This window comes from Acetobacter sp. P5B1 (assembly GCF_018811985.1).
GTDB lineage: Bacteria > Pseudomonadota > Alphaproteobacteria > Acetobacterales > Acetobacteraceae > Acetobacter > Acetobacter cerevisiae.
In genome coordinates this window covers 1-14,717 of the sequence record NZ_JACRVS010000010.1, presented here as the reverse complement: position 1 = coordinate 14,717, position 14,717 = coordinate 1, and the positions used below count along the sequence as shown (strand labels likewise).

General features: G+C 55.8%; 10 protein-coding genes. 6 read left to right on the top strand and 4 right to left on the bottom strand.

What is annotated here, in order from left to right; all coding sequences use genetic code 11:
- Nucleotides 1–3 precede the first annotated feature (3 nt).
- Nucleotides 4–2,832, bottom strand: a complete 2,829-nt coding sequence (gene polA / locus KP703_RS08305; RefSeq protein WP_215754480.1) for a DNA polymerase I — start codon at nt 2,830–2,832, stop codon at nt 4–6.
- 531 nt (nt 2,833–3,363) lie between these two features.
- Here polA and KP703_RS08300 point away from each other — a divergent pair.
- Both KP703_RS08300 and KP703_RS08295 read left to right on the top strand, forming a co-directional pair.
- The gene (locus KP703_RS08300; RefSeq protein ID WP_252353946.1) at nt 3,364–4,491 is read left to right on the top strand and encodes a DUF3034 family protein; all 1,128 of its coding nucleotides are present in this window, start codon (nt 3,364–3,366) and stop codon (nt 4,489–4,491) included.
- 404 nt (nt 4,492–4,895) lie between these two features.
- The gene (locus KP703_RS08295; protein ID WP_252353945.1) at nt 4,896–6,785 is read left to right on the top strand and encodes a Hint domain-containing protein; all 1,890 of its coding nucleotides are present in this window, start codon (nt 4,896–4,898) and stop codon (nt 6,783–6,785) included.
- A gap of 107 nt (nt 6,786–6,892) precedes the next feature.
- On the opposite strand, the gene KP703_RS08290 is transcribed toward KP703_RS08295, so the two are convergent.
- Nucleotides 6,893–9,034 carry a protein-disulfide reductase DsbD gene (locus tag KP703_RS08290; protein WP_252353951.1) on the bottom strand — a complete coding sequence of 714 codons (2,142 nt, stop codon included), beginning with the start codon at nt 9,032–9,034 and terminating at the stop codon, nt 6,893–6,895.
- 346 nt (nt 9,035–9,380) lie between these two features.
- Between KP703_RS08290 and KP703_RS08285 the strand changes: the two genes are divergently transcribed.
- Nucleotides 9,381–10,433 (top strand): glycosyltransferase family 61 protein, encoded by a 1,053-nt coding sequence (locus KP703_RS08285; protein ID WP_215754479.1) that lies wholly within the window; start codon nt 9,381–9,383, stop codon nt 10,431–10,433.
- A 7-nt stretch (nt 10,434–10,440) separates the two neighbouring features.
- On the opposite strand, the gene KP703_RS08280 is transcribed toward KP703_RS08285, so the two are convergent.
- Together KP703_RS08280 and KP703_RS08275 are read right to left on the bottom strand one after the other, a co-directional pair.
- A complete protein-coding gene (locus KP703_RS08280; RefSeq protein WP_062247478.1) occupies nt 10,441–10,992 on the bottom strand; it encodes a co-chaperone YbbN in 552 nt (183 codons plus the stop codon).
- Between the two features lie 187 nt (nt 10,993–11,179).
- Nucleotides 11,180–11,395, bottom strand: coding sequence for a zinc-finger domain-containing protein (locus KP703_RS08275; RefSeq protein WP_062247480.1), 216 nt, complete (start codon nt 11,393–11,395; stop codon nt 11,180–11,182).
- Nucleotides 11,396–11,553: 158 nt separating this feature from the next.
- Between KP703_RS08275 and KP703_RS08270 the strand changes: the two genes are divergently transcribed.
- The 3 genes from KP703_RS08270 to KP703_RS08260 form a co-directional block, all read left to right on the top strand.
- Nucleotides 11,554–12,678: an alpha/beta fold hydrolase gene (locus tag KP703_RS08270; protein WP_215754529.1), complete on the top strand. Its 1,125-nt coding sequence runs from the start codon at nt 11,554–11,556 to the stop codon at nt 12,676–12,678.
- 268 nt (nt 12,679–12,946) lie between these two features.
- The gene (locus KP703_RS08265) at nt 12,947–14,467 is read left to right on the top strand and encodes an adenosine deaminase (RefSeq protein ID WP_215754478.1); all 1,521 of its coding nucleotides are present in this window, start codon (nt 12,947–12,949) and stop codon (nt 14,465–14,467) included.
- A 52-nt stretch (nt 14,468–14,519) separates the two neighbouring features.
- Nucleotides 14,520–14,717 (top strand): transposase (locus KP703_RS08260; protein WP_215754477.1); only part of this gene is annotated, 198 nt, incomplete at its 3' end.

The following is a 14,717-nucleotide window of genomic DNA, read 5'->3' as shown; positions in this document are numbered from 1 at the left end:
GACTTAATGTGCCTCTGCCCAGTTTCCGCCAATGCCTGTCTCAACCACCAGCGGCACGGACAGTGTTGCCGCGGCTTCCATCACCATGCGCGCCAGAGCGGCGACAGCCTCGGCCTCTGCAGCGTCGGCTTCAAACAGCAATTCATCATGCACCTGTAGCAGCATCCGGGCGGAAAGCCCCGCATCTTTCAGGGCGCGTGGCAACTTGACCATGGCGCGTTTGATGATGTCAGCCGCCCCCCCCTGCAGGGGAGCGTTAATGGCCTGCCGTTCCGCATACTGTCTGCGCGCCGCGCTCTTTTCATGAATACCCGGCACATAGCAGCGCCGCCCGAAGGGCGTGAGCACATAGCCGTTGGCTTTGGCCTGCTCACGCATGCGCTCCATGTAGTCGCGGATGCCAGGATAACGGGCAAAATAGGCGTCGATATAAGCCCGTGCTTCCCCTGCGGGAATGCCAAGCTGTCGCCCCAGCCCAAAAGCGGAAATGCCGTAAATAATCCCGAAGTTGATGGCTTTGGCCCGGCGACGGGTCAGGCTGTCCATCCCTTCCAGCGGGATATTGAATACTTCTGAGGCGGTACGGGCATGAATATCCTGCCCCAGAGCAAACGCTTCCCGCAGGGCCGGAATATTGGCCACATCGGCCAGCAGGCGCAGCTCAATCTGGGAATAGTCAGCAGAAATCAGCTTTTTACCGGGCGGCGCAATAAAAGCCTGCCGGATACGGCCTCCTTCTTCCGTGCGGATGGGGATGTTCTGCAAATTCGGGTCATTAGAAGAGAGGCGTCCGGTTGAGGTAATGGCCATCTGGAAGGATGTATGCACCCGATCATCCACCGTGGCCTGACGTAGCAGGGCATCCGTGTAGGTACTTTTCAGCTTGGCCAGCTGCCGCCATGCCAGCACGCGGGCCGGGAGGTCATGCCCCTGATCTGCCAGATCCTGCAACACGGAAGAATCTGTGCTCCATGCGCCTGCCTTACCGCGCTTGCCGCCCTTCAGGCCCATTTCATCAAACAGTATTTCCCCAAGCTGGCGCGGGGAGCCGACATTGAAGTCGCGTCCGGCAGCCGCATGAATTTCTTTTTCCATGACGGCCATGCGGCTGGCAAAATCTTCAGAAAGACGACCCAGTTCAGCACGATCCACCGCGATGCCAGCCTTTTCCATACCAGCCAGAACCGGGGAAAGCGGGCGCTCCAGCTGTTCATACAGCGCCAGCGCCTGATTGGTGCGCAGGGTGGGGTGCAGCACGTACCATAACCGCAGCGTGACATCGGCATCTTCTGCCGCATACGGTGTGGCGCGCGCGACCGGGACGTGTGTAAACGGAATGCGGTTGCGCCCGGTGCCAGTCACACTGTCATAACTGATGGGGGTGTGGCCCAGATGCAGGGCGGAGAGTTCATCCATCCCCTGCCCATGCTGCCCGGCGGACTGCGCGTAGGAAATCAGCATGGTGTCATCAACCGGCGCGATGGTGGAGAAATCCAGCCCGGCATGGTCAAACACCAGCAGATCAAACTTGGCGTTCTGGAAAATTTTCAGAACTGCCGGGTCTGTCAGCAGGGGGCGCAGAATATCAAGTGCTGCGGCAGGCTGGAGCTGCTCACCGGCTGGTTCTTCCAGCGTGCCTTCATGTCGCAGGGGGATGTAGCAGGCTTTGCCGGGGGCGGTGGACAGAGAGATGCCGACCATGTTGGCATGCAGCGGGTCCAGCCCGTCGGTTTCTGTATCGACAGCGCAAATGCCCGCTTCCTGAGCAGCACTGATCCATTTCTGAAGTTCTTCCGCCGTGCGTACGGTTTCATACGGGCCGTATTCGGCGGTGAGGGAGGCCGCGGCTTCGGCGGACTGACCAGCCTCAGCGGTGGGCGTTTCTGTTCCGGTGGGAGCGGTGGCTCCGGTAACGGACGCATGCGCGGCAGCGCGCGCGGTGCGATGAGCATGCGCGCCAGAGGGATGGCCAACGCCCAGACGGCTCAGCACGGAGCGGAAGCCCATGCTCTCCAGCCAGTCGGCCACCACCAGCTTGTCGAGCTCCCGAACGCCCAGTTCCTCGACCGGCACAGGCAGCGGCACATCCCGTGCCAGCTCCACCAGTTTGCGGGAGATGCGCGCGGCGTCTGCATGCTCAATCAGCATATCGCGGCGCTTGGATTTTTTCATTTCAGGCGCGGCAGCCAGCACGGCTTCCAGCGTGCCGTATTCCTTCACAAGGGCGGAGGCCGTTTTGGGGCCAATGCCGGGCACACCGGGCACGTTATCCGTTGGGTCGCCCATCAGCGCCTGCACGTCCACCACCTTATCAGGTGTGACGCCAAACTTGGCTTCCACTTCCGGCGTGCTGATGGCGGTCTGCTTCATGGGTTCCAGCATGCATACGCCGGGGCCAATCAGCTGCATCAGATCCTTGTCGGACGAGACAATGGTACACGTGCCCCCTGCCTTCCGTACGGCGGTGGCGTAGGAGGCAATCAGGTCATCCGCTTCCCACCCGGCCAGTTCAATGGCGGGCACGTTGAAGGCCCGCGTGGCATCGCGGATCAGGGAAAACTGGGGGCGCAGATCTTCCGGCGGTTCGGGCCGGTGCGCTTTATATTGTGGGTAAATTTCCGTCCGGAATGTTTGTCGTCCTGCATCAAAAATGACTGCCAGATGTGTGCCCACATGTTCGCGCAGCAGGCGGGCCAGCATGTTTGTAAACCCGTAAACCGCGTTCACGGGCACCCCGTCCGGGCTGGTCATGGGAGGCAGGGCATGAAAGGCGCGGAAAATAAAACCGCTGCCATCTACCAGTACCAGGTGGGGTGTATCTGTGTTGGTCATGAAACTCTTGCAGGACAGGGCCGGAAAAGGTGAGACGGATGGAAGGTCTGGGCATATGCGCCCCTTCTCTGTCTGTCTAGCATACAGGGGTGGGGAAGGGGCCTGCAAGACGAGTGGCGTGTTGTGTCACCTCTTTAGTCTGATCCCGGCGAGTCTTGTGCTCCTCGGTCATCAGACCTGACCCGTCTGAAATATGCAGAGTATGAATAACTTATAGTCTGAAATCAGCACGAAAAGAGCGGCCTTGTTCTGTTTACATATCTATATCCGTACGAATATAGACAGGGATACCGTCCTGTAAAGGCGGGATGATTTTAGGGTTTGTCAGAAAATGCATAGCCAGCATGTCCGTTGCCGTACGGGGCGGTGAAGAACGGAATAGCAGACCCAAAAAAAGGTTTTCGAAAATCATCGCAAAAATTTGAAATTTTCATAAGGCATTTCAAGACCAGTGTGGAGTGTCTCGATGGTCAGAGATGTCAGGGCAGCAGCATTCAGGGGAGCACTATGCTGAGAAACAGGGTTGGTCACATGGGTTTTCAGCGTACGCAACGAGCCAAACAGCTCCTGCCAATTCTGCAGAAACGAGCCGCAGCATTTCTGCTCAGACTGAAGTCCTTGCGTGAGGTGTTTGCCCCCGCACTAGCCGCTTCAGCACTTGTTGTGTCTGCCCAGAATGCCGGAGCGCAAACGCGGTCTTCTACAGCCTCGTCTGCGGGTGCAGCCCCGGGCAGCACCCCGCGTGTCACACTTGCGCCGGGGAGGGCGCAGGCGACGTCTTCCAGCGCGGGTGCAGTGCAGGGGGCGTCTGGAGAAGCCCCTGATGAACCGGAGGCCGGACTCACGTTTGACAAGATTTTTGACGGTCAGCGCACGCTGGGCACCAGTGGCCTGAGTTCTCTGGAAGGTTCAAGCGGCGGCGGTATTGCCAGTTGGGCCACGATTGGGGGCTATGGCAGCAAGAAAAGCATGGGGATGGCTTTCCATTACAGCTATGTCAGCCTGACCAACTATACGGACCAGAATGTTGGCGCCGTTATGGGATTTTATGACCGCGTGGAAATTTCCTACGCCCATAACTTCTTCCGCACTGGCTCGACAGGGCGCAAGCTGGGTATTGGCCACGGTTATCAGTTCGATCTGGATACGGGGGGTATCAAGGTCCGCCTGTTTGGCCATGTGCTGGACAAAACCCTTTTGCCGCAGGTCGCTGTGGGGGCTATGTACAAGCATGATGGGGATGCAAAGGTCATTCACGCCGTGGGCTCCAAACATACCGATGGCGCAGACGTTTATATTGCCGCCACCAAACTGTTTCCCAAACTTGGCCTGCTGGTCGATACCACCATGCGCCTGACCAAAGGCAACCAGTGGGGCATCCTCGGCTTTGGTGGTGATCGGAACGACAATTACTATCCGCAGTTTGAAGGCTCACTTGGTTATTTGCCATCCTTCATTCCCGGGCTGGTTGTTGGGGTGGAATATCGGACCAAACCACGTAACCAGAATTTTACGCCTGAAAGTAACTGGTTTGATGTGTATGCCAGCTATTTTGTGAATAAGCATCTGAACATTACAGCAGCGTATGTCTCTCTTGGAACCATTGCGACCTACCGAAATCAGACCGGGGCCTATGTTTCTCTTCAAACTGGTTTTTAAAAAGTGTTTATATATATGAGGTTTTTTGATGTTTAGAAAAAATATTTAATACATGTGTAAAGCGTAGGCGTTATGCCTGTTGAGACTGCTCTGGCGCCGGAAGCTTCATACTACTTCATTGTGATGTTGAAATATTGAGTACAGAAAATACTGTAAAGAAGCATCAAATATCCATGTTTTTAGTAATATAAAAACAAACAAATTCACGAGAATTTTACATTTATTGATGTATTCTTTTCAGTTCATCTACGGTAGGGGATTGATGTCTAAAATAAAGAGATAATATCAACATTCTGCATATATCTTTTACGTCTTCCCTCCTTCCACAGGACTTCCCTCACGGAAGAGCGCTGTCGAACCCGCATGCAGAAAATTGATATTTTCCAAACAAGAAAGATATCAAAATGTCTATCACGAACATTACGACAAACCAGTCAATGGGAAGTTGGGCTGGCAATGGCAATCTAAGCTGGGAGGCTCCTCCTGCTGATGCCACAGTAGGGCTGGGCACAAATGGTGACATTCTGAATGTCAATAACGGGGCCACCCTCACCATCAAAGGCTATCTCAATCTGAATGCGGGCACCGTCAATATTACTGAGGGCGCAACGGTTCAGGTTGTAAGAGACGACTCAGATACTGCCGGTATCCTGCAGGATGCTGCTGGCGGCACAATCAATATCAATAACGGAACGCTCTCGATCAGTAACGACTTTAACGGTCGTACGGGTGTTTACAACATCACCAATGGCAAGCTGGTGGTGAACCATGTTTTCACAGGGTTTGAGGGGGTTTATAACGTAAACAGCGGCGGCGTTTTTGTTGCTGGTCTGGAATGTTCAAACCTGATGTCGCCCAAGATCAACATCAGGGGCGGGTCTGTCTATTTTTACAATCTCATTGATGACATCAGTGGGACTGCAAAAATTGACTTCCACAATACCCCCGGCGGTCTTCTGAAGATTGAAAATACGTCTCTTTCCAGTTTGTCCAATCTGGATCTGCATGTACAGAATTTCGTCTACGGGGATCAGATCAAAATTCAGTCTTATACTGATTATAGCTCGAATACGCTATCAACCAGCATAAGCGGGAATGATCTGCTTATTCAGGGGACGGTCAATGGCAATACAACTACACTTGTCACTCTGAAAAACTTCGTCACAAACACGAATGGCAATGCAATTCCCACAGCTATTTATCGGGACGGCTATATTCTGTTCGGTGAGCAGAGTGATACGGGCGCATGCTTCCTTGCCGGGGCTATGATTGAGACGAGCAAGGGATGCGTAGCTGTAGAAGATATCCAGGTCGGGGATGTTCTTGTCGCTCATGTCGAAGGGCAGACTGTAACGCGGCCTGTTATCTGGGCAGGACGGCAGTTTGTTATGGTGAACAGCGCGCTGCCGGACGATAGGGGGGGTTACCCGGTCCGTGTGTGCCAGAATGCCATTGCAGAAGGCGTTCCGTCTAAGGATCTGCTGATTACGCCAGAACATTGCCTGTTCTTTGAGGGAAATTTTGTACCCGTGCGGATGCTGGTCAACGGGAACTCTGTTTTCTATGACAAGTCCATCACGTCCTACACGTATTATCACGTGGAAACGGAGCAGCATTCTGTCATCATGGCCGATAATGTGCTGACGGAAAGCTATCTTGATACCCGTTCCGGACCTTCTTTCCAGCAGACCGGTAAGGTAACGCGTCTCTATGGCATTTCCCGCACCTGGGAAAAAGATGCAGCCGCTCCGCTTTGTGTGGATCGGGCCGTTGTGGAGCCGTTGTTTCGCAAACTGGAGCAGCGCGCAAAAACACTGGGTAAGGATCAGCCGGTGTCTGAAATGGCTGAGCAGACAGGTGATCCGGATTTACATCTGGTGATTGATGCAGGGAGAACTGTGCGCCCACTGCGGTATGATGGCACGCATTACAGCTTCATGCTGCCGCCGCATACAAAGTCCGTGCGTGTGGTCTCCCGTGCCAGCCGGCCTTCAGATGTGATTGGTCCCTTTGTGGATGACCGTCGTTATCTTGGGGTGCTGGTTGCTAAAATCGTCTTTGTTTCAGACAGCCAGAGCTACGAGATAACCTCGCATGTGCAGACTGAAACGTTGGACGGATGGTATGGTGCAGAAGGCGAATCATGCGCCTGGACAAATGGCAATGCCGCCCTGCCGTTGTGTGAACATATGACACAGGGCAGGATGGGCCTTCTGCTTCTGGAGGTGCGGGCAGGTGGTCCTTATCTGCTGAGCTACCCCGAAGCAGACGTTCGTTTGTCACAGTCAGCCTGATTTTTCAGAGAGAAGGCTTTTTGGTCAGGCCCCCATTCTTGATGGGGGCCTGATAACGTGTGTTTGGCAGGCGTTCCGGGCGGAGCTTTCCGTCCCGGATAACGACGCTATTGCGCGACCGTGCTTGCAACCAGTCCCGGTGTCAGGATTTGTGGCAGCACAACCTCCGGCCCGTTGGCGGGCATATAGAGGTAGAACGGTACGCCGTCTCGCCCATGTGCTTTCAGAAACGCGCTGATGGCAGGATCATGATTGGTCCAGTCTCCCCGCAACACCGTAACACCATGGGCTGCAAACGCTGCCTGCGTGCTGGGAATATCCAGTGCCACCCGCTCATTGACCAGACAGGTGATGCACCACGCTGCGGTCATATCCACAAAAACGGGTTTTCCTGCCGCGTGGAGTTCTTTCAGTCGCGCTTCAGAAAAGGGTTCCGTTCCTTTGGGTAGCCCGGAGGTCAGGCTGCCGCTGGTAGTCGGTGCGGCACTCTGGTGGCGAAGGGCGGGAACCAGCGCCAGCGCCCCCAACAACCCCAGCAGAGCCAGCCCATGCAAAGCGGTGCTGGTGCGCGTATGACCTTGCTGAATAAGCCGCACCTGCGCCACGCCATAAATCCACGCAGCAAAGCCAAGCAGCACCAGTCCTGTCGCCAGCAGCAGTACAACGGACGCGCCACCTTCTAATGATGCCACCCATAGCAGCCACACGCAGGAACCCAGCAGCGGGAAGGCCAGAAACTGGCGAAGGTACTGCATCCATGCGCCGGGTTTTGGCAGGCGCGCGGCCAGTCCTGGCACGGTGGTCAGCAGCAGATAGGGTGCGGCAAGACCCAGCCCCATGGCGGCAAAAACAATCAGCCCCATGGCAGGCGGACCGGAGAGCGCCCCGGCAATGGCGACACCCATAAATGGGGCCGTGCAGGGCGTGGCAACTACCACCGCCAGAATGCCCGTGACGACATCATGCCAGTGGCCATGAGCATGGTTCGTCAGGGAACTGCCTGCCGAGACAGGCATGAATTCAAACACGCCCAGCAAGTTAAGCGCCATGGCAAACAGCAGCCAGGTCACCAGCGTGACAAACAGGGGGGACTGAAACTGAAAGCCCCAATCTGCCGCAGCACCAGCGACACGCAGGCCCATCATCACGCCGCCAAGTGCGAGAAACGTCACCATGACACCGAGACTGTAACAGGCGGCACTTGTGACCTGCGTGCGGCGTTCCGCTTTGCCCAGCCGTGCCAGAGAAAGAGCCTTCATGGCCAGAATGGGGAAGACGCATGGCATCAGATTCAGGATCAGGCCGCCCAGAAAGGCAAACACCACCTGTTGCAAAAATCCGGCCTGCGTCAGTGTGTTGGTGAGTGGGGAAGAGGTCGCGTTCTGTGCGCTTGCTGACGGCGCACCCGCCAGAGCAGGAACAGGTTTGGCCGTGAGGGATAAAGCACGCTCACTTCCCGCTGCATCTTTCAGCACCAGCAAGCCACTGAGTGGCTGCGTCGCTACAAATTCTGGCAGGCGCTTCAGGCGCAGGGCGACATTCCCATCCTGCACCGTAAACTTCTGTGCGGCAGCCTGATCAATCAAGCCCGGCTGGTCTGGCATGAACCATGCATCCTGCACGGAACGGGCCGAGAGGTCGGCCCCCTTGATGGCCAACACGCCATCTGCCGAGACGGTGGCCGCATAAGGGGACGGAACAGGTGTGGCCTCTGCCGTGGCGGCAAACAGGGGCGCCTCTGCGGAGGGATGAGCCGGGCCGGGTTGTAAAGTCACGGCCAGATCAGCTTCTTCCGGCACGCAGACATTTTCACACACCAGCCAGGTTGCGTGGGCCTTGAGTGTTGTTGGCCCGGACGCCTGAGCGCCCGCCGGATGGAGAGGCAACTCCATGGGCAGCACAACGTCGCCCGTATAAGCATAGGACATCAGCGAGGCATCGGGGATGCGATGCGGCGTTGGCCATACAATAGTAGAGGCTTTCCCGCTGAAGGCACCGTCTGCCGTTACGGTCACGTCCGGTGCTTCTCCGGCATCACCGGGGTTGCGCCAGTAAGTATGCCAGCCGTCCTGTAATTTCAGCCGAAGGGCAACATGCAGCGGCGCCTTTCCGTCTGTGGTGTCTGTATCCGTAATCAGCGTGGCAACGCTGTGGCCGGTGGTGGAAACCGGCGCGCTTTCTGCTGCATTTGCCTGCTGCCATCCGCTTGCCAGATCGGCCCCACTCAGGGTTGCTCCCACAGTAAACATCAGGGCGAGCCCCCACAGGCAGCGCACCATGCGGTGCGTCAGTGCACGCGGGGAGCGGGTGGCGGCTGTGGCAGAAACAACCGGAGGGGGAGAATACAAACGGGGCATGCAGGATCTCAGATAAAAAGAGCAACAGGACAGGAAGGTAACGCACCATAGCATGGTCCGTTGGCGGGATAGAACGCAGCACTGCAACAGGACTGCGGGAATTTGTGTCCAGAGCCGGACCAGAATACGGTAAGGCGCACAGAAAATGTGATCACGCACGACGGACAGGCGGAAGGAAGAGCAGAGACCAATGGGCTTTTTCAGAAAATTCTTCAGGCGAACAGGCGACACGGGCCCTGTGAGCCTGAAAGACGTTGCCAGCAGTGTGACGGTTTTGGAAACTGTTCCGGCGGTACCCGTGTCTGTGGTGAATGGAGGTGTTCTGGGGGCGGGGGAAACCTCTGTGTTCCAGGGCTGGGTTTCCGAGCCGGCAACCCTGTGCCTGTATGAACTGCGGGATGTTGTGCTTGATCGTTCCCTGATGGTGTTTCTCAAGGATGGGAAACCATTGCTTGAAACAGCCTATGTGCAGGACCCTGCTGCCGTTGCGGCGCTGACAGTGCGGCCGGACGATCTGGTGACGGTACCCGATCACGCTGCCCCTGCGGCAGTGTGTTGTGACCACTGGAACAGCAATTATTACCATTGGCTCTCCCATACGCTGCCCACCTTGCATGCTTTACGTATCACCGGACATCAGGAGGCCCGCCTCATGCTGCCAGCCAGCATGCGCCCCTGGCAGGCTGATACGCTGGCCCTGTCCGGGTTTGATGCCCAAAAAGGCATCCCGACAGAGCATGGTAAGCAATATGCGTTCCGCCGGGTGCTCTATGCGGATTATGTCCGCGGAGCGGCTGATTTTTCGGTCTCGCCTCTGTCCCGGGCGGCGTACGAGTCTCTGGCTGCCACGCAGCCCCCAACCGGTCCCAGAGATCTGCGTATTTTCATTGAGCGCGGTCCTGCCAGTAACCGCAGAATTCCGAATGAAGCCGAGCTGACAGCGGCTTTGCAGGCACGGGGCTTTTTGTGTGTTCGGGCAGAAAAGTTGACGGCGGCTGAACAAATTCAGACTTTCAAACGCGCCAGATTGATTATGGGGCAGCTGGGGTCTGGAATGGCCAATTGTGTCTGGTGCCAGCCGGGAACTGTGATGTTTGAACTGGTTGCTGAACATCATCAGAACCCATGCAATCTTCTGATGGGCATGCAGGCAGGGCTATCCTATTGGGGTAAACTCATGCCCACAGGCCAACAGGATGACGACCATATTGCTCAGTCTGAACAGCCTCTGGATATTGCCTCAGTTTTGCGTGAACTGGACCAGATTGAGCAGTATCTGCCGCCTGTCTGATTACCGCTTAGGAGCGTTGGGCCCACGCCGCCAGTTTGTCCACGACAGCCTGACCAGACATGCGGCGGGCATCGCCCAGAGCCAGTGTTTCATCGCCGTTCAGCACTTTGCCGTCCGGTGTGACAATTAGAGCGACCGGAATGGCCTTAATGGTAATGCCAAATTTTTTGGCGATGTCCATGTTCTTGTTGAAATGGTCGACATTGACGGACACGACGGAAAAGGTCTGATCAACCCATGGGCTGACAGCCGGGTGCGTCAGAACCCCTGCCAGAACGCGACAGTCCGGGCACCAGTTTGCGCCAAAATCAATCAGCACTTTCCGGCCTGTTTTGCGAGCTTCTGCAAAGGCGGCATCGACCGCGGCCTGTGCGCCATCCGGTTCTGCATAAGGATGCGCAACCGCTGTAATTGGTGCTGCGCCAATCTGAGGCACAGGCACCGTTGCTGCGCCGGAGACCGTGCTTTGTGCCGCAGCAGACTGCCCCATGCCAATAACTGCCGGGGCAGTCAGGGCGGTTGCCAGCAGCAGGGTGCGGAAAAAAGCGGTAGAACGCATGCAGAATGATCCTTGCTGAATATCTATAAGCCGCTTTTCCGGCCCGAAGACGCGCGACACACAGCCCGTCAGGCTGCGAATGTGCTGAAGCCTATCTAGTAAGCGGACAGGATAAATGTCAATTAAATACGTGCAAAATTAAATTCACATAAATTAACAGTGAAATAGAGAGCGCGGTGGTTGCTCTTTAATGCTGGCCCGCGTCTGATGCACCGGGCTGCAAAACAAACAGGCGGGAGCAGTAGGGGCAAACAGTCTGATGCCCGCCAATAGCCAGCCACACACGCGGGTGCCCGAGCGCGCCCAGACCACCATCACACGCTACTTTACGATGATCGACCACAATCGTCTCAACATGCCCCAATTGGGGGCGGGGAACAGGGTTGGCAATTTGAAGAAGCATGCTGGCATATCCTTGAGGGTGACGCAGGACGCAGTGTCCGCAAAAGCGCGTCATGCTTACAGTCCGGATCAGTCCTGACTGGCGCGGATCTGTGAGGAATGATAGCGGGTTGAAATGTGCTTTTCCATGCTTTCTTCCTTCCCATCCGCGTGAGCAGAATGCTGCGGTTGGTGCTGAACAGATCACTGTTTCCTGCGCTCCAAAAGGCAGGGCGGTCGTGGCTGGCAGCCTGTGGAATGCTGGCGCTTCCGGCATGCAGCACCACAATGCCTCTTGTGCCAAAGCCGCCGGCGCGTTTTGCGCAGCTTGGGCTGCTGGTGCCGCCACAAAAGATTTTTACGCTTTCTGATGGGGCGAAAATCCCGGCTCGTCTCTGGCTGGCTTCTGCGCAGCCGCACGCCATCCTGCTGGCCCTGCATGGGTTTAATGACAGCCGGGATGCATGGGAGTCCTCAGCACCGTTTTTCACGGCTCATGGGGTCACGGTTGTCGCGCCCGATCAACGGGGGTTCGGGCAGGCTCCCCAGCGGGGCGGCTGGGCCGGAACCACTCGGATGGTGGAGGATGTTCGGGAGGAAGCCGCACAGCTTCAGCAGGCTTATCCCCAGACGCCCCTTTATCTGGTGGGGGAAAGTATGGGTGGTGCTGTGCTGATGCAACTGATGGCGCAGCCGGATGCTCCGCATGTGGCAGGCACGATCCTGCTTGCTCCGGCTGTGTGGAATTTTGGCTGGGCGACAGATTTACCATTGCGTGTTCTGGCACGCCTGTTTCCAGACTCTCTTGTCACCGGACGGGAACTCCCCGTGCATGTTGTCGCCAGTGACAACATAATGGCGTTGGCCCGTCTGTATTATGATCCGCTGACTCTGCGCGCCACGCGACTGAAAGCACTGCAAGGCCTTGTGACTTTGATGAAGCAGGCTGCAACAGCAGCCCCACGTCTGCATGGATCTGTGTTGTGTATCTATGGTGACCATGACCAGCTTGTCCCGCCCACTGCTATGGTGCCAGTCTGGAAAAACATGCCAACAGGAACCCGGCTGGATCTTATTCCCGGTGGGCACCATCTGCTCTTGCGCGATCGGCAGGGCGCTCGTGTGATGCAGGATATGCTGAGCTGGATAAACACGCCGGAACATTGGCTTCCGTCTGGCGGAGACAGCACCGTTGCCGCATGGCTGGCGACCGGAGTAGGGGAGCCCGGGGCTGAAAAAAAGGATGCACCCCTGCCCATTCTGCCTTCAACGCTGGATCGGCTGATGCAGCAAGAAGGGCCATGAGCTATTTTCAAAACCCCTTTACAGGTGCTTCAATTCGGTCATCCAAAAAAACTCGGATTTTGGAGGCGTATGAAGCCGCCTGTTGAACCTCTTTGTGTAAACGGTGCAAATGGCTCTGGCACGAAGCGACGGGCAACGCAGAAAAATGACTGAGGCATTAGTTACGGTTGCGACAAGAGGTAATTTTATCATTATACTCTAAGAACGCTCTATCGGGCTTTTCCGGCCTCTTTCTCAAACCTGTCAATTTTTTCATCAATGGTGCTTCATGCTTTTCCGCTCTTTACTTCTTGCCTGCGCAGTTCTGCCGGTTTCTGCTCATATTTGCCTGGCGCAAACGACAGATGAGCAGAAAACGGCACATATTTTTACAACACTGCAATCAGACCCGGCTCGTCTTGCGCTCTTTCTGCGTCAATTCCCCAAAGGGGCCGATCTTCATAACCACATGGTGGGGGCCATTTATGCGGAAAGCTATTTGAAATGGGCTGCGCAGGATGGCGAATGTGTGGCGTTGGATCATGGGCAGATTTTGTCTCATGCCTGCACGGGGCATGATAAAGGGGAAATGCCGGCGGCGGCTTTGGCTGGTAACCCGGATGCGGAAAATAACATGATTGATGCCCTTTCCATGCGTGATTTCGTGCCCACAGCGAATGACCGCTCAGGGCATGACCATTTCTTTGCAACTTTCAGTCGCTTTTTCCCCATCACGCAAAAACATGCAGGAGACAGTCTGGCAGAAGTAAAAGACCGGGCAGCGCAAGACCATGTGCAGTATGTTGAACTGATGATCTCGCCTGGTCTGGGCGGAATGATTGCTGCCGGGATGACGCATCCCCTCAAGGGCGAAGATTACGCGCAGGCAGAACAGGCGCTCAAGCCTTTGCTGCCCAAACTTGTGACAGACGTTCGGCATGAGACCGATGAAATGGAGCAGCAGGCCCAACATGTTTTACAGTGCGGTACTCCTCAGGCGCATCCGGGTTGTGGCGTAAAAGTGCGATATTTATATCAGACAGTACGCACTTTTCAGCCTTCTGTCGTGTTTGCTCAGCTTTATGCAGGGTACGAGGTTGTGCGGGCGGATGCGCGTTTTGTAGGGGTGAATATCGTTGCTCCGGAAGATAACGTGATAGCCATGCGGGATTATGACCAGCATATGCACATGTTTCAGGCGCTCAACGCTCAATATCCTGATGTAAAACTCAGCCTGCATGCGGGTGAGCTCACTCCCGGTCTTGTTCCGCCAGAAGGGCTGGCCCATCACATCCGTTCCGCAGTGGAAATTGCGAACGCACGCCGTATTGGGCATGGCATTGATATTGCGTGGGAACAGGATGCAACAGGCCTGTTGGCAGAGATGGCTCAGAAAAAGGTCATGGTTGAAATCAACCTGACGAGTAATGACGTTATTCTAAATGTTAAGGGAAAATCTCACCCCTTCGCCCTGTATAGACGGGCCGGTGTGCCTGTTGCGCTGTCTACCGATGATGAGGGCGTATCCCGCGGAGACCTGACACAGGAATATCTGCGCGCCGCGACAACATGGCCGCTGAGCTATCAGGAAATGAAAGAGCTCTCACGGAATGGCCTGATCTATTCTTTCATACCGGGAGAAAGCCTCTGGGCGGACGGGCATCTGGTACCAGCCTGTCAGGACATGACAAGCAAAACCTGTCAGGACTTCACAGCACAAAGCGAAAAAGCCCGGACCCAGCTTGATCTTGAGCAGAACTTCACCCGGTTTGAAACCGCCGTTGCCCATAATCCGTTGCTTGCTGAGTAAAAGCCTAGAGGGTGTTATGTACTTTCTGGCGTAAGTGTTCCAGAACAGATGGATGAATACTGCCCGCAAACCGTATCCGTCTGATATCAGTGACGAAGAGTGGTCTCTGATTGTTCCATACCTCCTTTTGATGAAAGAAGATGCGGACCAGCGACACCATAATCTGAGAGAGTTGTTCAACGGTCTTCGGTATGTGATCCGTTACGGCATTGCATGGCGTGCGATGCCGAACGATCTGCCGCCATGGACT

Bases quoted from the DNA above. Each gene is read 5' to 3' on its own strand.
- polA (WP_215754480.1), bottom strand. From the start codon at position 2,832: ATGACCAACACAGATACACCCCACCTGGTACTGGTAGATGGCAGCGGT.
- KP703_RS08300 (WP_252353946.1), top strand. From the start codon at position 3,364: ATGGGTTTTCAGCGTACGCAACGAGCCAAACAGCTCCTGCCAATTCTG.
- KP703_RS08295 (WP_252353945.1), top strand. From the start codon at position 4,896: ATGTCTATCACGAACATTACGACAAACCAGTCAATGGGAAGTTGGGCT.
- KP703_RS08290 (WP_252353951.1), bottom strand. From the start codon at position 9,034: ATGTTTACTGTGGGAGCAACCCTGAGTGGGGCCGATCTGGCAAGCGGA.
- KP703_RS08280 (WP_062247478.1), bottom strand. From the start codon at position 10,992: ATGCGTTCTACCGCTTTTTTCCGCACCCTGCTGCTGGCAACCGCCCTG.
- KP703_RS08275 (WP_062247480.1), bottom strand. From the start codon at position 11,395: ATGCTTCTTCAAATTGCCAACCCTGTTCCCCGCCCCCAATTGGGGCAT.
- KP703_RS08270 (WP_215754529.1), top strand. From the start codon at position 11,554: ATGCTGCGGTTGGTGCTGAACAGATCACTGTTTCCTGCGCTCCAAAAG.
- KP703_RS08265 (WP_215754478.1), top strand. From the start codon at position 12,947: ATGCTTTTCCGCTCTTTACTTCTTGCCTGCGCAGTTCTGCCGGTTTCT.